The sequence below is a fragment of the Bradyrhizobium sp. CCBAU 53351 genome (assembly GCF_015291745.1).
In the GTDB taxonomy this organism is placed as follows: domain Bacteria; phylum Pseudomonadota; class Alphaproteobacteria; order Rhizobiales; family Xanthobacteraceae; genus Bradyrhizobium.
Map to the genome: position 1 here is coordinate 301,890 of NZ_CP030060.1, position 17,672 is coordinate 319,561.

Consider the following 17,672-nt stretch of genomic DNA (forward strand, 5'->3'; position numbering starts at 1 on the left):
CCAGGCGATCAGGCGTGCGGCTTTGTAAGCGAGCTTGGTCGTTCCGGCGCCGAGAAGATGCTTTCTGTGCCATCGTCGGCGAGGAGGATTCGCTGAGACGAGACCGGCGCCTTTGTGCTCATCGAACAAGCGCAGTGAACAGCCCGACCAGCAGGCCTACGACCGTAACGAATAGACGGAACCCGGACTCAAGCAGCGAATCGAGTGTCGCCTGCTTCTGTTCGTAACTCTTCGTCAGTTGGGCGATCGGAAACGCGCTTTGGTAGGCATCGTTGAATCGACCGTAGATCACTTCACCGGCTACCCACACAGTGCCGAAGCGGCTGATCAAGTTCATGAACTTCCGCTTTTGCAGCAAATTCTGCCAAAGCGGTTCTGCTAAGCTGAAAGCGACCACCGAGATCGACAGCCAGAAGAGGATGGAAGCGCAAACTTCCAAAAGCCTCGCTGGCCATCTCAAAAGTGTTAGCGGCCACGATGCCCGCACAGATGCGTAAATGATGACTACTGCAACAAAGAGAGCCACCAGCGAAATTAAGGCTACAGCGAGCGGGTTACGCCAAGTCCTAGGATGCAACTCGGTCCGAACGTTCTCGAGATCGCTCCCTAGTCGTAAATTCACGTGCTGCAGCGAAAACAACTGCATGACCGGGACCTCGGCGAGGAGCATCAACTGGAAGAGGTCGTCGAGAATCGAGTCTTGCACCGTCTGCCCGGCCTTCGGCCTTGAGAACGGCATCTCCGCATGGATTTCGACCGTGCTCGCACGCGAGACCAGGATCACCCCATAGTCGTATTGTAGTAGATTGGCCTCGAACGCCTGTTCGACCTCGGAGGCCGCAATGGTTTGGTCCAAGAGGCGGTAGCGGTTGTTGATCGAAACGATCTCCTGCCCTGTTTTCCCCTCTTTGAGGTCGGCCGCATTTCTCGTGTCCGCGACGGAGGAAACGTACAAGAAAGGATAGGAGAAAGACGGGTCTTGTTCATCACCCTCTTGACTTGGTTCCTTGAAGTCGCGCGAAAGATCCGGATACTTCTCTTGAAATCTGGCCCAGTAGGCTCGGGCACGTTCCAAGACTTGCCTATAGGTCTCGTTCCATCGTCGCAGCTCGGGATGAACCGCAGGACGCTCGGGGGGCTCGGTGAATAAGGCCGGAGATTCTTCCCGGAACATCTGCAGGTAAAATTTTGCAAGGTCCGAGACCTGCTCAAAGGGGGTCGACCTGTGAGCCACCTTCAGACAGCCGAAAGCCGCAGCGGGGTCGGTCAGCTTGAAGAGGTCAACCGCTTGCAAAGCATCGCACGCATGGATTGACCCGATTTTCAGCCAGAAGGCGATCGTGCCGACGCCCGTCCCAGGGAAGAGTGAAACGATCGCCCTGAAGCGAGGATTCTCAATCGGAAATTTCCGCGGCTTTTTAGCCTCCTCTCTATCAGGCTTCTCTTCAAGCTCTTGTTTATAGAGGTCGAATTTTTCGATCGGCACCTCGATGCTGAACTGAGTGACCTCGCGCCAAGCCGGTTGCGCCTTGTAGATGTTGTCTCTAGCTTTGCCGAATGCCTTGACCCAGCTTGGTGTCGCCGCTTCGGGCGTCTGCTGGGGGGACGTCGCTGCCTTGGCCGTCTTTTTTTCAGACTTTACTCGCGTGAAGTGCTTCGTGCTCCCGCATCCCCCAAACTCATGAATATTGGGTTGGTACAAGAACGGCATAATCGCCGCCGCGTAGACTTCGCGGTACGGCGGGGGTGAGTCCTGTTCGGGCTCACCTGTCTGCGTCAAGCCTGCGCAGCCTTCCGTGACGCCACACGCCTGATATCGGCGGTCGCCAGGAAACCGGCGATCTCGCGCACGGGCAACTGCGCGACAGCCGACCGCTCGGCTGATGACAGCTGTGTGAATTCCGGCATTGCTCTGATTTCACGGGCGCAATCGTCGGGCGCCGTCAGCAGCAACTCCTTCGCTCTGGCGAGCACGCGCTCAAGTGGGCCGGTAGTCATGGCAAACGTCCCGTTTCAAAAGCCGTTCTCGCGACCGCCATTGGCGGGGTCGATCGGCGGAATGTAGATTGTCGTCGCGTAATTTACCCCATCCGCCGCCAGGCTCCAAGCGCAAAGCGGAACGGTCAGAAACAGCGGCTCCGCGCCGCTCTCATCGAGGTCGCAAAAAGTTATGCGGTGGTCGGCGGGATACTGCTCGAGCAGCCGCTCCATCAATGGTGCCAGCAATGCGGGAGCCAATGCCTGCTCGCCGTCTGCGGTGGGGATCCGAAAGCTGCCGATTTGCGCGACGAGGGTCGATCGCCACGGATTGATCGAGGCTGTGCCTTCGACCAAGGGATCGGCCGAGATGACCTGGAAGCCGGCCGGGCCGACCACAAGCGGCAATCGTGCGATGATGGAATCGACGAATGAGACACCTGGTACGACGTGCGTCCGCAGACCTCTTGCCGGTGCGCCGGCTATCATCAAACGAACGGGCTCGTCGAGATACATCGGATGCCCGTAGGTCAAATACGCGACCGGACGCTCCCTGGTCGCCTTTTCGAAAATATGGGCGGCGACATCTGCGTAAATCTTCGCTCGCTCTTTCCCTTTTTCGTAGAGGTGCTCGATGTTGACGAAATCAAGCCCGTTGCTTTCGAGAAACGACCGGAGATTGGGGCTTGGCAGCGTCGTATATGAGACCACCTGACGCAGGATCGAGAGCGCTTCCAAAGTGACGTCTCGCGCAGGCAGGATTCCGCATCCGATGAGGTAGAGATCGGCGGTCTTGATCGGCGGGTACTCCGGCGAAGGTGGACAGCTTTGCGACATCACAGGTCGTTTTTACCCCAGTTCCTTCACTATCCGCTACTCCTGCCCGGAGAAATCCGGAAATTGGGAAGCGAATTCCGCTTGCCCCATCCACCCGCTCTCCTCTGTCGCCTAGCCAGCACCAGAGTTCCGGCTCGCGCGTGCTGCCTTGCGCCCTTCCTTCGCCACCTTCGCGATCGCGACGTCGAAGTTGGTCCGCCCGCGGCGCTTGTGCGGCACCGGGGGATGATCAAGAGCGGCGATGTCGTAGCGCGGGTACTTCTCGATCTCGGCCGCTATCGTCTCGATCCAGCAGTCTCCGTAGTCGTTGCCCGCGTTCGAGTCCTTGGGACGGTGGCCGGTGATGAAGCCTTCGACCTCGCGGTCCATCTTGACGTGCCTCGCCACGCTCTTGAACAGATGGCGCCAGCCGTGGTTGGGCTTCACGTCGTAGGGTATGTTGATTCCGGGACCGTGAACCCATTCGCCGATCCGCTCCGCGAGCTTGTGGAATTGAGGATGCCCTGACCGTTCCGCCGCGACGACGTTCCGGATCGTAGAACAGAGGCTTCTTGAGCTTGGCGCGGGTCGCCACTTACCTCGGTCGAGTTCGCCGCCCGGGCAGCCCCGTCACGCAGGCGGGCCCATTGAGCCTCGATGGCCACGTTGACGGCGCCGATCTTGATGTTGGCCCTGGCGTTCGTCCTTGGTCCCCAGAGTGGCCCAGAGCTCGGTCTTGCCGACCAGGGGCACCTTCTTGCGGATCCAGTAGTTCTCGGAGGTCGGTCGCTTGATCGGCTTGGGCATCTTGAAATTCGACATGGTGGAGCACCTCGGTGTGGGACCGGCCGTACAAGAACCCCTGAAAATGAAGGTTAGGCTTGTAAACAAGGGGTCCGCGACCCCGAAAGGGGGTGAGTCCCACTCTCTCTGCCAGATCGTATTGAAATCACTTATATTTTTTTGAAGTTTTGTTACAAACCACGGCTTGCCCACCGGAAGACCGAATCCTCTCGCATTTTTAACTGGGAAAGAAGGCGCGTTCCGGCGGGACCCTATTTGTTCACGTCACCTCTCGTGTCTGGGCAGCAGCCCACCACATTTTGTTGATATTCCGCTCGATTTGGGGGTGATAATGGCTCTACTCAACTTGCATCGCGCATTCACTGACGCGGCGACCGAGAACGACTATCTCGCCCGGCTCACGGTACCGGAGCCGCGCGAGGGAAAGCTCCGCAAGGCACGTGACGAGATCCGAGAGACGCTTAAGGCTGGATTTTCGGATTGGCAACGCTTCGCGGATCGTAGTTTGGTTATGGAAACGACTGCCGTTCGGAAGGGCGCGACCGAACCTCGATTGCGTCTGAAGTTCCGTATGCAGGGTAGTGCCTCGCCCGCGTATCGCACGCTCAATGATCCGGCACATCCGCCGCAGCAGATTGATTACGACGATGGCGTTTACCTTCCGGTCTCGTTTCTCGCCAAGACGGGAAACCCCGTGATCGCGGCCGCAGGTTACTACCGGTTGGTCGAGACGGTCCTTGCGCCGCTCTGCGAAAAACGAAAATGGACGTTGGATAGACGAGCCAAAAAATGCGTCCGCGTCGTCCTCGACAGCAAAGCTTACATCGACCTTCCGCTGTACGCGATCCCGGATCAGGAGTTCGTTCGGCTGGCCGAGGACGCCGCATTGACCAAGCGGGCTGACAGCGCGCTGTTTCTTGATGCAGAGACGCTCGATGACGAGATATACGAGCGCCTCAATCAGGACGAACTCCGGCTCGCTCTTCGGGAAGGCAAGTGGATCGAATCCGACCCTCGTCTGCTCGAAGATTGGTTTAAGCAGGCGGTGGCCGACCTCGGACCGCAAGTTCGACGCGTCAATCACCTCGTCGGCGCGGGGCGAGATTTCAGCCTGAATTTTCCGGGTGGTAGTTTTCCCGAAAGTGCTTTACGGCACCCTCAATTTGAACCCAGTCGTGTTTCGATTTCTCAAAAACCGATATGCCGGGAGCTGGGTACTTTGGATTTGCCATCGCGCCGACTGCAACACCGATCATCGAAGGCAAGCTGGTGACTTTCCAATAGACCGTTGATCCGCACTGCGGACAAAAATAGTTATGCATTTCCCCGCCGCTTGCAGCGGCATGTGCGAACTCTTTTGAAGTTCCTGAGACGGTAACAACCTCCGCGGGGTAATATGCTCCCACGCCGAACGGCGCACCTGTTCGACGTTGACAGTCGATGCAGTGACAAGCAACGACTATCTTGGACGGTTCTTCCGGGAGCGAGAGCATGACTGCACCACAGTTGCACCTTGCGTAGACCATAGTAATTCCCCATCGTCGTCCGAGACTCACTGCAAAGCACTAGGCTAGCAGATTAGTTGCGCGAGGAGAGTGCGAAAGCGACGGCCCAGGCCGCGCGCGTTCTCGATGAGACCGCCGACAAGATAACTTTGTCCGGCGACTACGTCCGATCGGACAGCGGTTCGCCGGTGCTGGATTCGGATGGCCGGGTGATCGGACTTATGATCGAAGCGACCAACCAGCCGGGCAGCGCGACGCAAGGCATCGCAATTCCGGTGACGCGCTTCGCATCGATCCTCAGCGGTCCGACCGCGTCACCGATCGCGCGAAAAGCCATTCCGAGCATGGCCGAGCTCGGCGGAACCAGGCCGACGAGCACGGCCGTAGATGCTATCGAAATCGCGGTTTCAGGGTGCGTCTTTCTCGGAAAACGTTCGGCTCGGCTCGCCAAAAATACGCCCGACATGCCTTTCGGATTGAGTACTCTGCAGATACTCCTCGACGCAGATAAGCGTGGATTCTTGATGGGCACGAGGCTTTCCCCGGATATCGCAGTCAACCTCCGATCCGATTGTCCGGTCGTCGAGTCTGGATCCGCCTACTACTCGCCCGCGCGCGTCCAATTGAAGCCCGGAGACCGGGTGACACTCTCCGAGATATTGCCGTTGAACTACCTCGACGACGTGTTCTTCTGGGCGCGAGTAACCGCTCGGGGGAGCAACAGTGGTTCGAACGACAGTAACGCGGGCATCGACCCAAGTGCGGCCCCAGCGGACGCCGGCTCGCTTCAAATCGGCGAACGTGATGTCTGCGGCAGCGCTTTACTTGGCCTCCTTACCGTCATCGGTCAGCGCCACGCAGGCGTTTGCCCAAGACCGTGGCCGATGCACGAACTCGGGTAGGAACGCCGCAGCGCAGCACTCGCCGTCATGGCCGCTATCCGCACGTCACGGCGCGCGAGTTTGCCGAATATGTCGCGCGAAGATTATAAACATCCCAGTACGTCGGGACTGGTATTTTTCGTAGTGGGCGGCGAGGCATATGTATGTACCGGCCAGCGAGGAGGGCCGTTGGGTGAGAGGACTGCCTATGAAGAACCTTTCATGTAGAGATCGCAGGACCGGCCAAAATACCGGCCAATCGAAACGTTAAAGGTCTAAAATATGCTTTAAAGTCAATGCCTTGAATGAAAGTTCCAGCGGTCACGAAAGCGCAATCGGAGATCGGCCAATAAATGGGCCAAATTCGGTTGTAATTTGGAAATTCATGCGTAAAATCAGCTAGTTAATTTGCGATAAGATCGGCCAATGGCGATAGAAACACCCCAGCGCATTGAGCCGGCGCGGCTTGAGGAAACGTCCGAGGCCATCGCGGATGTGGTTGCCGACCTGTCGGCAGCCTCGGCCAGGCTCGGTGTCGGGCTTCATCAGCGCACAGCTGCGAACCTTGCCAACTTGGTGCGGCTGATGAACACCTACTACAGCAACCTCATCGAGGGCCATAACACGCGGCCAAAGGACATTGCTCGCGCGCTCGAGGGGGAGCTTGACCAAGACGAGGGCCGTCGCAACCTTCAGCTGGAGGCCGCGGCACATGTACGCGTGCAGACGGAGATCGATCGCCTTACCGCCGACAGCGAGCTCGGTGAGCCGGCCTCAGTGGAGTTTATCAAGTGGTTGCATCGTGAATTCTATCGAGGGGCGCCGGGCGATATGCTCCAAATCCGCGGCAACGACACGACCTTTATGATGGTGCCCGGCGAATGGCGGTCGAAGCCTGAGCATGATGTTGCGATAGGCCGTCACGTTCCGCCATCTAGCGAGCGTGTTGACGACTTTATGCGCTATTTCGAGCAACGCTACGCCTTCAGGCCGCTGAAAACAGCCGGCCGAATCATGGCGATCCCTGCGGCGCATCACCGCTTCAACTACATCCATCCGTTTCCTGACGGAAACGGCCGCGTTAGCCGCTTGATGAGCCACGCTATGGCCCAGCTGGCCGGCATCGGTTCACACGGGTTATGGTCGATTTCGCGCGGCCTCGCCCGAGGCCTCAAATCGCCGAGCGAGTACAAGCGCATGATGGATATGGCGGACTCGTCACGACAGGGAGACCTCGACGGACGGGGCAATCTTTCGCTGAAGGCGCTCAACGAGTTTGTTCTATGGTTTCTCCAGGTCTGTCTTGATCAGGTGAAGTTCATGGACGGGCTGTTTGAGCTTGATAACCTAGGCTCGCGCTTAAACACCTATGTCGAACGCAGCGACACGCTCAAGCCAGAAGCAAAGCGCCTCCTCGAAGAGGCGCTGGTTCGCGGGCAGTTCGAGCGTGGTGACGTCGCCCGGATAACGGGTTTGCCTGAGCGCACCGCGCGTCGCGTGCTTGCTGACGTGCTTGCCGACGGCGTGCTCGGATCAGACACGCCCAAGGGCGCGGTATCGCTCCGCTTTCCGGTTGAGGCCTTGGATGTGCTGTTTCCGCGATTGTTCCCGGAAACGTGATTGCGGGAGTGAGTGGTAGGAGACTCGTTACGCCCCTGAGCGCGCCCAGACACCCGTAATGCCGCGGGAGCGCAGGAAACATGTCGCGCGCCATGGAAAACTGCCCCCTCACAGCGACATCGACATTCCGGTTCGGGTGGATCAGCCAGCAAGGGCGAGAGTCGTCGTCACGTATCGTTATCAGGTGCTCCTGCTTTCCAAATTGCTGAAATCCCAGATTGAACAAGACGCGCAACCTGTTCGGCCGCGCGCCTTGGCTATGCAAGTTTTCGCCAGTCGGAAATCGCCGGCATGTGATGACGTGCCAATTCGTGACCAAATAGAAACGTCCGTTTCGGCTCCAAATAAAACCCATGGCAATGTCCAGGCTCTCTTCATTGAAGAGCTGTTCGAGCGGCACGACAGCCAGCGAGTAACGATCAATTCGGGTCATCGGAACCTCGGTGAATTAGCTTGCGTGACGGATTCCTCATGACACTATCTTAGGGTGCGGGCGTGCGATCCATCAGCCCGCTCGGGAACAAAATCCAGCGTGTTTCGACCTACCTGCTTGATGAATTTAGCAGCTAACCTGCTGATTTTGCTTGGCAAGCATGCTAAGTATTGCAGGCTGTCAGAAATCACTATCTATTTCTGACAGATAGGAGGAGGGGCATGCAGACCGTAGCTGAGCGCATTCTGGAATATGCCCGAACATTGCCCGAAGGCGCCTTGATTGGTGCTAAGGATGCTTTGCATTTGGGGAGCCGTGCAGCGGTCGATCAAGCTCTGAAAAGGCTTTCTGAGCGCAACGAGCTGATGCGCCTTGCTCATGGGTTCTACGTCCTGCCGGTCAAAACCCGGTTCGGTGTACGCGCACCGCAAGCGGAGAAAGTCGTCCAAGCGCTCGCTGCCACGCGTGCCGAAACAATCGTCCCGCACGGGGCAGCAGCTGCAAACGCACTTGGTCTTACGACCCAGGTGCCAACGAAACTCGTCTATCTGACGTCTGGTCCTGACCGGGAGCTTAAGCTCGGCGCACAAACCGTTGAGGTGAAGCATGCGCCAGAATGGATGCTGTTTCCGGCAAAGCCGGCTGCCGGGCAAGCCATTCGCGCCTTGGAATGGCTCGGCAAACGGCAAGCGAACGATGCGCTGCGGGTCCTTAAGCAGAAATTGTCGGCGGAAACGTTGCAAGACCTCATCGCCGTGCGCCCCGCTCTGCCTGCGTGGATGTCAAAATCGATCAGCCAATCGCTGCTAAGCTATGGCTGAATCCTTTCTGACGTTTTCTGCCGAAGATCGGCTTGAGGCACTTGGCGTTGCTGCCACCGCCTCAGCCGACCCATTCATTTGCTTGAAAAAGATAGTTGGGTCGTATGGGCCTTGCAGGGCCTGTTTGAAACGAAGCTCGGCGAACATCTCGTTTTCAAGGGCGGCACCTCGCTCTCAAAAGGTTATGGCATCATCCAGCGCTTCTCCGAAGATATCGATCTCACCTACGACGTTCGTCAGATCATTCCCGAACTCGCCAAAGGCGATCACCCGATACCCGAGACACGCGCCCAAGCCGACAAATGGACGAAGGCTGCGCGCGAAAAGTTAGTCGTGTGGGTCAAAGATGAAGCCCTGCCGGTTCTACAGCAACATGCCGCGGCGACGGGTGTGAATGTAAAATTCCGCGTCGATGCGGATGTGATCTATATCGACTATCACCAAGTCTCCGAAGGTTCCGAATATGTAGCGCCGTCCGTCAAACTCGAATTCGGTGCTCGATCAACCGGCGAGCCGGCCGAGATACGCCAGGTCACATGCGACGCAGCATCTTATCTGCCGGAATTATCGTTTTCGGCAGCGGCGCCCAAGATCATGCTGCCTCAGCGCACCTTCTGGGAGAAAGCCACCGCCGTCCACGTCCTTTGCGCCCAAGGCATCAAAGGCGATCGCATCTCCCGCCATTGGCATGACCTTGTGAAGCTTGATGATGCTGGCTATGCCAAGGCTGCATTCGACGATCAGGATCTCGCAAACGAAGTCGCCGACTGGAAAAGCAAATTCTTTCGCACAAAAGATCGGGACGGCAACGTGATTGACTATCATGCCGCCGTTTCCGGCAAACTCCAGCTCGTCCCTGACGGTGAAATGCGCAAAGAACTTGAGGCCGACTATCAGAAGATGGTCGATGCCGGTTTGCTTCTCGGCGACGCCATGCCTTTTGCCGGTCTGATGATGCGCTGCGCAGATTTGCAGAAGCGTGCCAACGAGCGACATTGATGCGCCGCCGCCCTGTCCATCGTCGGCTATGTTCATTCAATCGCCTTTCGCATGATCACATCGAGAACCCCCTCAAGCTGGCAAGATCTTCAGGAACAGTCCGCACGCATCTTGGCGGAATGCGGGTTTGCCGTCGAAATCGAAAAAAAGGTGAAGCTTGTTCGTGGCCAAGCGGAAATCGACGTCTATGCCGAGGAAACTCTGAAAGGACGAAAATACATCATCCTTTGTGGGTGCAAGCATTGGAGGGCCGCCGTTCCCCAAACCGTGGTTCATTCCTTTCGCAGCGTGATGACGGATGTCGGCGCCCACAAGGGCTACATCATCTCGAGTTCGGGCTTTCAGTCGGGAGCCCGCGATGCCGCGCAGATGACAAATGTCGAGTTGGTCACCTGGGATCAGTTTCAGAACGCGTTCGAGCCGAGTTGGCTCGAAAATTGTTTCACTCCGGTGATCACAGCGAAGCTCGATCCGCTGATGGGCTTTTCCGAGCCGTTCCTGCCGCCCTCGTTTCCCCATTGGCCTGAGGCCGATCAAAACGAATATCTTCAATTGAAGGATGAGCTCGATCCCCTCGGCTGGTTCGCGATGTCGATGGCTACTTATTCGAGGATTCTCCGCCATAGCAGTTATCCACCGCTGCCGCTCAAGAATATTCCCGATCCCACCGAGAAGTATAAGGGGCTTCCCACGGATATCATGAGCGCCGTGGGTTATCGCGATCTTCTCGACGCCACACTTCACCATGGAGAAGCGGCGATTGCGAAATTCCGCGCGGTCAGAGATCGCAACAAGTAAGCCAGCATTGAACCATCTGTCGAACAGTTGAAGCAGTGTCGGTCTCCGACTGATCAGACCGACTTCAGCTTAGCGACACGCATGTAGCGGGTATAGCTGCGGGTACCCGCTGGTTGCGAGTTCGAGTTTGTGACAAGCGAAGGAACGACGGTAAAGGCGGGTGCGGGCAATAGCTTGAGCAATCGCCTTGCAGTCTTCAATGAAGATTTCATCGACCTGAATCTGCAATGGTCGGCTGGTCGGGCCAAACCCGTCTTCTACATCGGCCGAGAACAGGCCGAGTTAGCCGCCGAGCTTGCAAAGAAGGAGGCAGCGCTACCGGTTGCCAACGAACGCAAGATCGCGGCAGAAGCGCTCTTTCGCGCAAAGGAGCAACAGCTAGCAAACTTCAAGCGTGCGCATGCTCGTACAGTCTCAACAGAGCTGCGGCAGGGAAGCCGATCGCGGTTCTTGCAGAACACGGTCGCGTCCCACACCGAATCGTCCGCAGACAAGCCGACGAACCAGCGAAACAGCAGGTTGTAGTCAAGCTGCTCCATCATGCCGTTCCGACCGCACCGTGTAGAACGCCTGCAGCAACAGCGCTCGCAACAGCCGCTCCGGAGGGATCGATGGCCGTCCTTCGCGGGCATACAGCCGATCAAACGACCGCGACAAATCCTTCAGCGCCGCATCAACGAGTTCCCGGATCGCTCGCAGCGGATGGTCCGCCGGGATCCGGGTCTCCAGCCGCACGTAGCTAAAAAGGCGTTCCGCATGCTCATCTTCGCCGCGCATCCCGTTCCTCAATCGAAAGGAATCAACCGCATGCACAGAATCACACTCCAGCCGCCTCACGAAACGACTTTTTCAGCAGCCTGCTAGAAGCGGTCGAGACAGTTCTCAGTCCGGCGGTTGCCGCCATCGACGCAAAGTTAGCCCGACCGACAATTGCGCTACGGGAGGAACTGGCGTGGAACGACGACGAGACGATCGCCGTGACGTTGGGCTTGGTAAACGCCTGGGTGGGCACGCTCAACGCTGCCATCAAGCAGCACAACGAGACCTTCGCGCAATTCACCCAACGGCAGGATGAAGCCCGTCTTGCTCTGAGGCGCCACCATTTGGCTGACAAATCCCAGGAGTTTCAGAACGCGTGCGACGCGGTGAGCGAAGCCAAAACGGACGTTGATGCTAGGACGCTCAGTTACAATCAACTTCAAGAGCAAGCCACGGACTTGCGATCTCGGATCAAAGAGCACGGTCAGGCTGCGGAGAAAATCAATCGCTTGATCGAGGCCTACCTTGGCCACAAGGAACTTTCTATTGCAAGCGTAGAAAAAGGCTATGAAATCCACCGTCGCGGTAGGCCGATAGACAGCAGTCCTAGCGAAGGGGAGAAGACGGCGATCGCACTCTGCTATTTCCTTTCAAGGCTTGAGGCTGAAGGGCGTTCGATCAAGGACCGTATCCTCGTCGTGGATGATCCGATTTCTAGCCTGGACAGCAGAGCGTTGAACTAAGCGTGTTCCCTTCTTTTAAGTCGGCTTGGGAATGCAGCTCAGGTGTTCGTTTTGACACACAACCAAAACTGCATGAACGAGTTCAAGAAAGCCTGGAAGGGTTTCCACAAACCTCGCAACGAAGCGACCCCGCCTACGGCAAGCCTCCTGTTTTTAGATGTCAAAATTCCAAAAGGGCTGGACGGACGCTCAACAGCTATTGTTGAGATGTCAAAGCTGCTCCGTGAGGATGAGTCTGAATACCACTACTTGGTGGATCACGTCCTGAAGTTCAACGCCAGCGCAGATCCAGACTACGAATACGCCTACATGATGCCGAATGTACTTCGGCGAGTGCTCGACGTTTTCTTAGCGTTCCGGTGCCCGGGAAGTGCAGGTTTCGCTTCGAAGATGGGCCAGTTGCGAAAAGATCATGCTACGCTCGACGGCGAGCGCCTGGCCGCGCTGGAACGTCTCGTGCAACTGGAATCGCACTCCGATAACATCGATGACCTAATCGGGTTTTCCTCTATGACGCTGGAGGAGAGTAAGGCTGCCACGGCGGCCTTGATCGCGATGATGGAGGCCGTAGACCCTACCCATCTGGCTGGGCTGCAACGACTATGCCGATGAACCCTTGTCGCAGTTCCAACCCGGCGCAAAGAACACAGCTATGCTAAAGTGGTCCAGTTCGGAGGCAAGGACCTTGTTGCCTGGCCGACTAGACCACGACGGCTGGTGAGCAGATCGTGCTGACGGCGAACGAAGTAAGGGCACGCGCAGAATCCACTGCACGACTGCGTGCTGTTTGTCCTTCACGGTATCACCTTGGGCCGACGCAAGAAATCAGGGGGAAAGATCGACTTGCAGCGTCCGTGGAAGCCAGAGAACGACCGTTTGAAGCCGGTCACCTTTATCTATCGTCGCAACAGCTGATCGTTTTCCGCTTTAGTATTCGCCATCAATGGCGATCGAGCCCAATCGCTGGATGCAGCGCAAAGAGGGTAGGGGACGGATCACCCAGTTTTCCGTTCGGCCTCGACAGCGTTCTACAACAGCGGAGCATCTAGGCTGGGAATCTCCGGCATGGCCTTGCCGGCAATTGCCTGCAGGTCGCCGACCATGCCCACGGTCGAATCGATGACGGCCAGGATTTGGGTTTCCCGCTTGGCCCATTGGCCGGCCCATAAACTTGCGCTCCTTGTCGAGATCCTCGCGCATATCGTTGAATTTCTCAACGACAGCTTCGACCCGCTGTCGAAACTTCGTGCCTGTCAGGTAGTGATAGACCTGCTCCATCTTGGTCTGCTGGCCCTGCTGAACGAGGCGTGAGCTGCTCACGTCGATCAGACCCTGGCGGAGCGCCACGGCGACCGGCAATGCGCAACGCGGATGAGCCACCCATACGCCGTCGACGAGGTCAAATTGCTCGATTTGTTTCGGCAGCGCGTGGGAGATGATCAGAGCGACGTCGGCGCCGGAACGGCGCTGGTCGTCACGTAATTTGGCGAGCCACACGTCACTCCATGCCTTGGTGCGTTTAGTTTCCCAAAGGATGATGCCGGCAGATTGGCCGATAGCACCATTTACTTGCTGAATTACGTCCGCCCCGAGCTCACCTTTTCCCACCGGCTCAATCGAATCTGTCGGAAAGCGTCCGCGCAGAAGATCTTCGAGCTCGAGTTCGAGCACTTCCCCTTGGGATTGCTGTGATCCCTGCTCGGCCTTTCGCTTAAGTTCCTCGATCGTGCGCGTCATCGACTCGATGGTCTGGTCTTTCTCGGCAACGCGCAAGCGCGCAGCCTCGTCGGCTTCGTGCCTGGCCTTGATCTGGATTTCGCTGATTGAGGCCTGCACGCGCTTCTCTATTGTCAGGTCGAGTTCGCGCTTTTCCTCTTCGAGTGCGCGCTGCTGTCGCATCAGTTCGGCTTGCTGTTTTTGGGCCTCGGCAAGCTTTGCGTTGTTGGTAAGCAGGTTGGCTCGCAGCTCCGCAGCTTCCGCTTCCTTCGCCTGCAGCTCGGCGGCGGCCGCCTCTCGCGCCTTCTTGCTTTCGGCCGCGACCAACTGGGCACGTTCGGCGGTCAATCGCTTCGCAACGTGATCCTCGATTTGCTCGCGGTCCTTAGCGACCTGCTCGCGTTCCAGCCGCAGTGCCTCTGTCTTACGCTCCATCTCTGCATCTTTGCTGGCCAGCTGCTGTTGAAAGCGCTGACGGGTTTCAGCGAGGAGGGGAGCGGCCAATGACTCCGTCAGACGGATCTCGTGATTGCAGTTGGGGCAATGTAGGGTCGCCTCGTGCGAAGCGCCGGTTGCTTTGAAACTCATGAATTCCCCATCATCGTTGCAACCGGATTCAACATGATCTGTGCGTGATTGCGATGTCGCTCGACTTCATGTCCACATACGCGTCGTCGATTTCGACCTTGGCCGGCGGGTTTTCCACCGACACGTCGATCTACCCGAACGCGTGCACGAGCAGCCTCGCACGAATGTAGTCCAGAATAGAACAAAATAGGAACGCGCGTCAACTTTGGATCCCGAGGTGAGTTTGTATGACGACGATTTTACTTAGTCTGGCCATGGGAAATGGATAGAACTTAAACCTTGGATATAGTTTGAATATGCGCTAGTTTACTTAGTATGGCTGAGCAAAAGGACAGAAAGCTAAACAGGCTCGAAAGGACCCTTCCGCAGGGACTTCTGGTCGATGCCGCCTGGATGGAACGACATGGATATTCCACCAGCTTGCGCAGCCAATACGTATCGGCCGGCTGGCTCGTTCAGCCGGCGCGGGGAACCTTCAAGCGCCCGCTCGGTGAACTCTCCTGGCAGGGCGCCGTCGTGTCACTCCAGCGATTGCTCGGCTCCGACTTCGTCGTTGGCGGACGCACCGCCATCGAAGTGCAAGGCTTCGGCCACTACCTGAGCCAGACGGGTCCTTCGACCATACATCTATACGGAACGCGGTCTGCTCCCGGCTGGCTCGGCAAACTTCCGCTCAAACAGAAATTCCGCGTTCACCGCACGCAAAGCCTGTTCAAAACGCACGGGAGCCTGCCCACATCAGAGTCGGGGACAACGCGGGAAATACCGGGACCATTCGACTGGCCTCTCACGGTATCGACGCCCGAACGCGCGTTTCTCGAACTGCTCGACGAATTGCCCCGCCACGAAAGCTTCCATCACGTCGATGCACTGGCGGAAGGCTTGAGGAGCCTGAGCCCCCGGCGGCTGCAAATGCTTCTGAACGACTGCAAAAGCGTCAAGGTCAAACGATTGTTTTTCTGGTTCGCGGAGCGACATCAGCACGCTTGGCTCAAACAGATCGACAAGTCGAAAGTCAATCTCGGCACGGGAAAGCGCATGCTCGTCAAGGGCGGCAAACTCGACACCAAATACCTCATAACCATCCCAGACGACCTCAATGCCCCTGTCTGAAAAATATCGGCATCAAGTGGCCTTGTTGATCGAGACGATCCCGTTCGTCGCGGCGGAGCCCGATTTTGCGCTCAAGGGTGGCACCGCCATCAATCTCTTCCACCGAGATATGCCGCGCCTATCGGTCGATATCGACCTGACATATCTGCCGGTGGCTCCGCGTCCCGAATCTCTTGCGGCGATAGATGCGGCGATGAAGCGCATGACAGAGGCCATAAGGAAAGGATTGCCGGGCGCGCGGCTGACGGAAGTCGTCAATCCCCGTGAAAAGATCGTCACCAAGCTGACCGTCCAGAAAGGCGACGCGCAGATCAAGATCGAGATCACGCCGGTGATCAGGGGCTGCGTCTTCGAGCCGGAGCTGCGCGACGTGTCGCCGAGCGTCGAAGAGACGTTCGGCTTCGCGCAGATGAAAGTCGTTTCGTTCGCCGATCTATACGCCGGCAAGCTTGTCGCGGCGCTCGACCGGCAGCATCCGCGCGACCTCTTCGATGTCCGCGATCTGCTCGCCAACGAAGGCATCACGGACGATCTCCGCAAAGCGTTCATTGTCTACCTCATCAGCCATGACCGGCCGATCTCCGAGGTCGTGGTTCCTCGTCGCAAGGACATCCAGCACGAATTCACGCACGGCTTTGAGGGCATGACCGCCGATGAAGTGACCCTGGACGAGTTGCTCAAAACCCGGGAAACGCTGATCGCCGAAATCGCGGGAAAAATGCGGCAAGCTCGCAAGGACTTCCTCATGGGATTCAAGCGCGGCGAGCCGGATTGGAACCTGCTAGGCGTCCCTGACGCAGCGGACCTGCCGGCGGTGCGCTGGAAGCAGATCAATCTGGACAAGCTTCCTGCCGAGCACAGGGCGACGCTCGTCGCGCAGCTCGAGAAGGTCTTGCGCAATGCCTGAGGTCGGAGGAGGGGATCTCAGTCGAGCACGCTCGTAGCAACTTGTTGAGAGAATTTTTGGGGTACGCCCGCCACCCAGCGAGCCCAGAGCTTGCGGGCTTCAGCTCAGCCGCCTATCGAACAGTGGACGCGCCTACCTATGCGTGCCGTACACGTTTCCGGTGCTTGGATTTCGGTAGGAGCCGCCTTTATGAGAAGAGCCCGAGCCGCCGATGTAAGTCCCGCCGTGGCTAGAGGTATGATGGTCTCCACCATACGACACGCGGCCGCCAAAATGGCTACCACCTATTCCAACAGCAGACGCTCAGAAATGCTCGCTGTTGTGTTTGTCGGATTTGCGCATTGAGGGCATGAACCGCAATATCGTTCTCGTCTTTATCACCGCCTCTGGCGGCAAGAAGATGCGCGAGGCAGGCTTGGCGAGATTTGCCCACATCGTCTTTGCCGATCGTAGCTTGCTCGAGAAAAGGCGCGCGATGCGCCTATCCGCTGAACGCGCGTCGATGTTGCAAGCCGGATTCGCCACCTCGGGTGAGAAGCCTGATCATGGCGACCCGGGTCGGCGCCGAGTATGCCGAAATAGATTATTCAAGGTAGACGGAGGGGAGGGTGAAAGCCTGACTCGGTATTGGTGCGCTCCTTCTAGCGCTCATCATTGGCGCGCAGTTCATCACCATCTTTGTTGTCCAGCCTATTGGCGCGTTACCCGAGGGGCGGACCGTCGTCATAGCTCGCCTTACAAAGCTGAACTTTATCGACAGCGCGGACGCCTTTTGCGACCGAACAATGGGTGGTGTCAGCCTCCTGTGCCAGGCTGCCGTCCTCGGCAAGGTCACGAAGGAAGGTCCCATTCTCCTGCGTCTTCCTTATTCGGCGACCCTTTATCAAATCAGCACCGGCGGCAAACACTACGACCGATAGAAAGCGGCGAGCCGCCTATGAGGTTCGCGTTCGCCAGGAACGATGTTGCCCTTCGTTAGCATTGAAGTGCGAGAGTCTATCGCGCCATCGACCTAAAACTCCCTCGTCGACAGCTGGCGCGCCAGGGCGACAGCAGCCCTTGGTCTGAGTTGCATGTCGGGCTTGATGGCAAAATGAAACTTCTTCCTCTTGATGAAGGAGAATGGTCCAACCTCCTCGGGACCTAGGCCGAGCGTCGAGGGATTTTGCGCCTATTGACTTTGCGCCGCCGG

At 57.6% G+C, this 17,672-nt stretch carries 14 protein-coding genes and 5 pseudogenes; 11 read left to right on the top strand and 8 right to left on the bottom strand.

Annotated features, from left to right (window positions below):
• Positions 1-118 precede the first annotated feature (118 nt).
• From XH83_RS36395 to XH83_RS36415, 5 genes are all read right to left on the bottom strand, one after another.
• Positions 119-1,780 (bottom strand): hypothetical protein, encoded by a 1,662-nt coding sequence (locus XH83_RS36395; protein WP_128929607.1) that lies wholly within the window; start codon positions 1,778-1,780, stop codon positions 119-121.
• Positions 1,777-1,998, bottom strand: a complete 222-nt coding sequence (locus XH83_RS36400) for a hypothetical protein (protein ID WP_128929606.1) — start codon at positions 1,996-1,998, stop codon at positions 1,777-1,779. The genes XH83_RS36395 and XH83_RS36400 overlap by 4 nt, the downstream gene beginning before the upstream one ends.
• A 15-nt stretch (positions 1,999-2,013) precedes the next feature.
• Complete coding sequence (locus tag XH83_RS36405; RefSeq protein ID WP_194408521.1) at positions 2,014-2,814, bottom strand: SAM-dependent methyltransferase; 801 nt, start codon at positions 2,812-2,814, stop codon at positions 2,014-2,016.
• 111 nt (positions 2,815-2,925) lie between these two features.
• On the bottom strand, positions 2,926-3,183 hold the full coding sequence (locus XH83_RS36410) for a hypothetical protein (RefSeq protein WP_128929604.1): 258 nt from the start codon (positions 3,181-3,183) through the stop codon (positions 2,926-2,928).
• A 240-nt stretch (positions 3,184-3,423) separates the two neighbouring features.
• Positions 3,424-3,615, bottom strand: a complete 192-nt coding sequence (locus XH83_RS36415; protein ID WP_128929603.1) for a hypothetical protein — start codon at positions 3,613-3,615, stop codon at positions 3,424-3,426.
• Between the two features lie 313 nt (positions 3,616-3,928).
• Between XH83_RS36415 and XH83_RS40335 the strand changes: the two are divergent.
• Positions 3,929-4,651 (top strand): annotated as a pseudogene (locus XH83_RS40335) (CBASS cGAMP synthase); the annotation flags it as partial.
• Between the two features lie 52 nt (positions 4,652-4,703).
• Here XH83_RS40335 and XH83_RS36425 read toward each other — a convergent pair.
• A complete protein-coding gene (locus XH83_RS36425; protein WP_128929601.1) occupies positions 4,704-5,123 on the bottom strand; it encodes a GFA family protein in 420 nt (139 codons plus the stop codon).
• 56 nt (positions 5,124-5,179) lie between these two features.
• Here XH83_RS36425 and XH83_RS36430 point away from each other — a divergent pair, with 56 nt between their 5' ends.
• The 7 genes and pseudogenes from XH83_RS36430 (at position 5,180) to XH83_RS36460 (ending at position 11,179) form a co-directional block, all read left to right on the top strand.
• On the top strand, positions 5,180-6,004 hold the full coding sequence (locus tag XH83_RS36430; RefSeq protein WP_128929600.1) for a hypothetical protein: 825 nt from the start codon (positions 5,180-5,182) through the stop codon (positions 6,002-6,004).
• 405 nt (positions 6,005-6,409) lie between these two features.
• Positions 6,410-7,603: a Fic family protein gene (locus XH83_RS36435; RefSeq protein WP_128929599.1), complete on the top strand. Its 1,194-nt coding sequence runs from the start codon at positions 6,410-6,412 to the stop codon at positions 7,601-7,603.
• 58 nt (positions 7,604-7,661) lie between these two features.
• Positions 7,662-8,078 (top strand): hypothetical protein, encoded by a 417-nt coding sequence (locus XH83_RS36440; RefSeq protein ID WP_128929598.1) that lies wholly within the window; start codon positions 7,662-7,664, stop codon positions 8,076-8,078.
• 179 nt (positions 8,079-8,257) lie between these two features.
• Positions 8,258-8,857, top strand: a complete 600-nt coding sequence (locus tag XH83_RS36445) for a DUF6088 family protein (protein ID WP_128955174.1) — start codon at positions 8,258-8,260, stop codon at positions 8,855-8,857.
• Positions 8,850-9,856: pseudogene (locus XH83_RS36450) on the top strand (nucleotidyl transferase AbiEii/AbiGii toxin family protein). The gene XH83_RS36445 and the pseudogene XH83_RS36450 overlap by 8 nt, the downstream one beginning before the upstream one ends.
• A gap of 51 nt (positions 9,857-9,907) precedes the next feature.
• Positions 9,908-10,654, top strand: a complete 747-nt coding sequence (locus tag XH83_RS36455; protein WP_128929596.1) for a restriction endonuclease — start codon at positions 9,908-9,910, stop codon at positions 10,652-10,654.
• A gap of 129 nt (positions 10,655-10,783) precedes the next feature.
• On the top strand, positions 10,784-11,179 hold the full coding sequence (locus tag XH83_RS36460; RefSeq protein WP_164935606.1) for an AAA family ATPase: 396 nt from the start codon (positions 10,784-10,786) through the stop codon (positions 11,177-11,179).
• On the opposite strand, the pseudogene XH83_RS36465 reads toward XH83_RS36460, so the two are convergent.
• A pseudogene (locus XH83_RS36465) lies at positions 11,089-11,431 on the bottom strand (transposase); the annotation flags it as partial. The gene XH83_RS36460 and the pseudogene XH83_RS36465 sit on opposite strands and share 91 nt — an antisense overlap.
• 125 nt (positions 11,432-11,556) lie before the next feature.
• Here XH83_RS36465 and XH83_RS39990 point away from each other — a divergent pair.
• Positions 11,557-12,768, top strand: a pseudogene (locus XH83_RS39990) (AAA family ATPase).
• A 416-nt stretch (positions 12,769-13,184) separates the two neighbouring features.
• On the opposite strand, the pseudogene XH83_RS36480 reads toward XH83_RS39990, so the two are convergent.
• A pseudogene (locus tag XH83_RS36480) lies at positions 13,185-14,460 on the bottom strand (DUF2130 domain-containing protein).
• Between the two features lie 315 nt (positions 14,461-14,775).
• Here XH83_RS36480 and XH83_RS36485 point away from each other — a divergent pair.
• Positions 14,776-15,573 (top strand): type IV toxin-antitoxin system AbiEi family antitoxin, encoded by a 798-nt coding sequence (locus XH83_RS36485; protein ID WP_128929593.1) that lies wholly within the window; start codon positions 14,776-14,778, stop codon positions 15,571-15,573.
• Positions 15,560-16,480, top strand: a complete 921-nt coding sequence (locus XH83_RS36490) for a nucleotidyl transferase AbiEii/AbiGii toxin family protein (protein ID WP_128929592.1) — start codon at positions 15,560-15,562, stop codon at positions 16,478-16,480. Before XH83_RS36485 ends, XH83_RS36490 begins: the two co-directional genes overlap by 14 nt.
• The last annotated feature ends 1,192 nt before the right edge of the window (positions 16,481-17,672 follow it).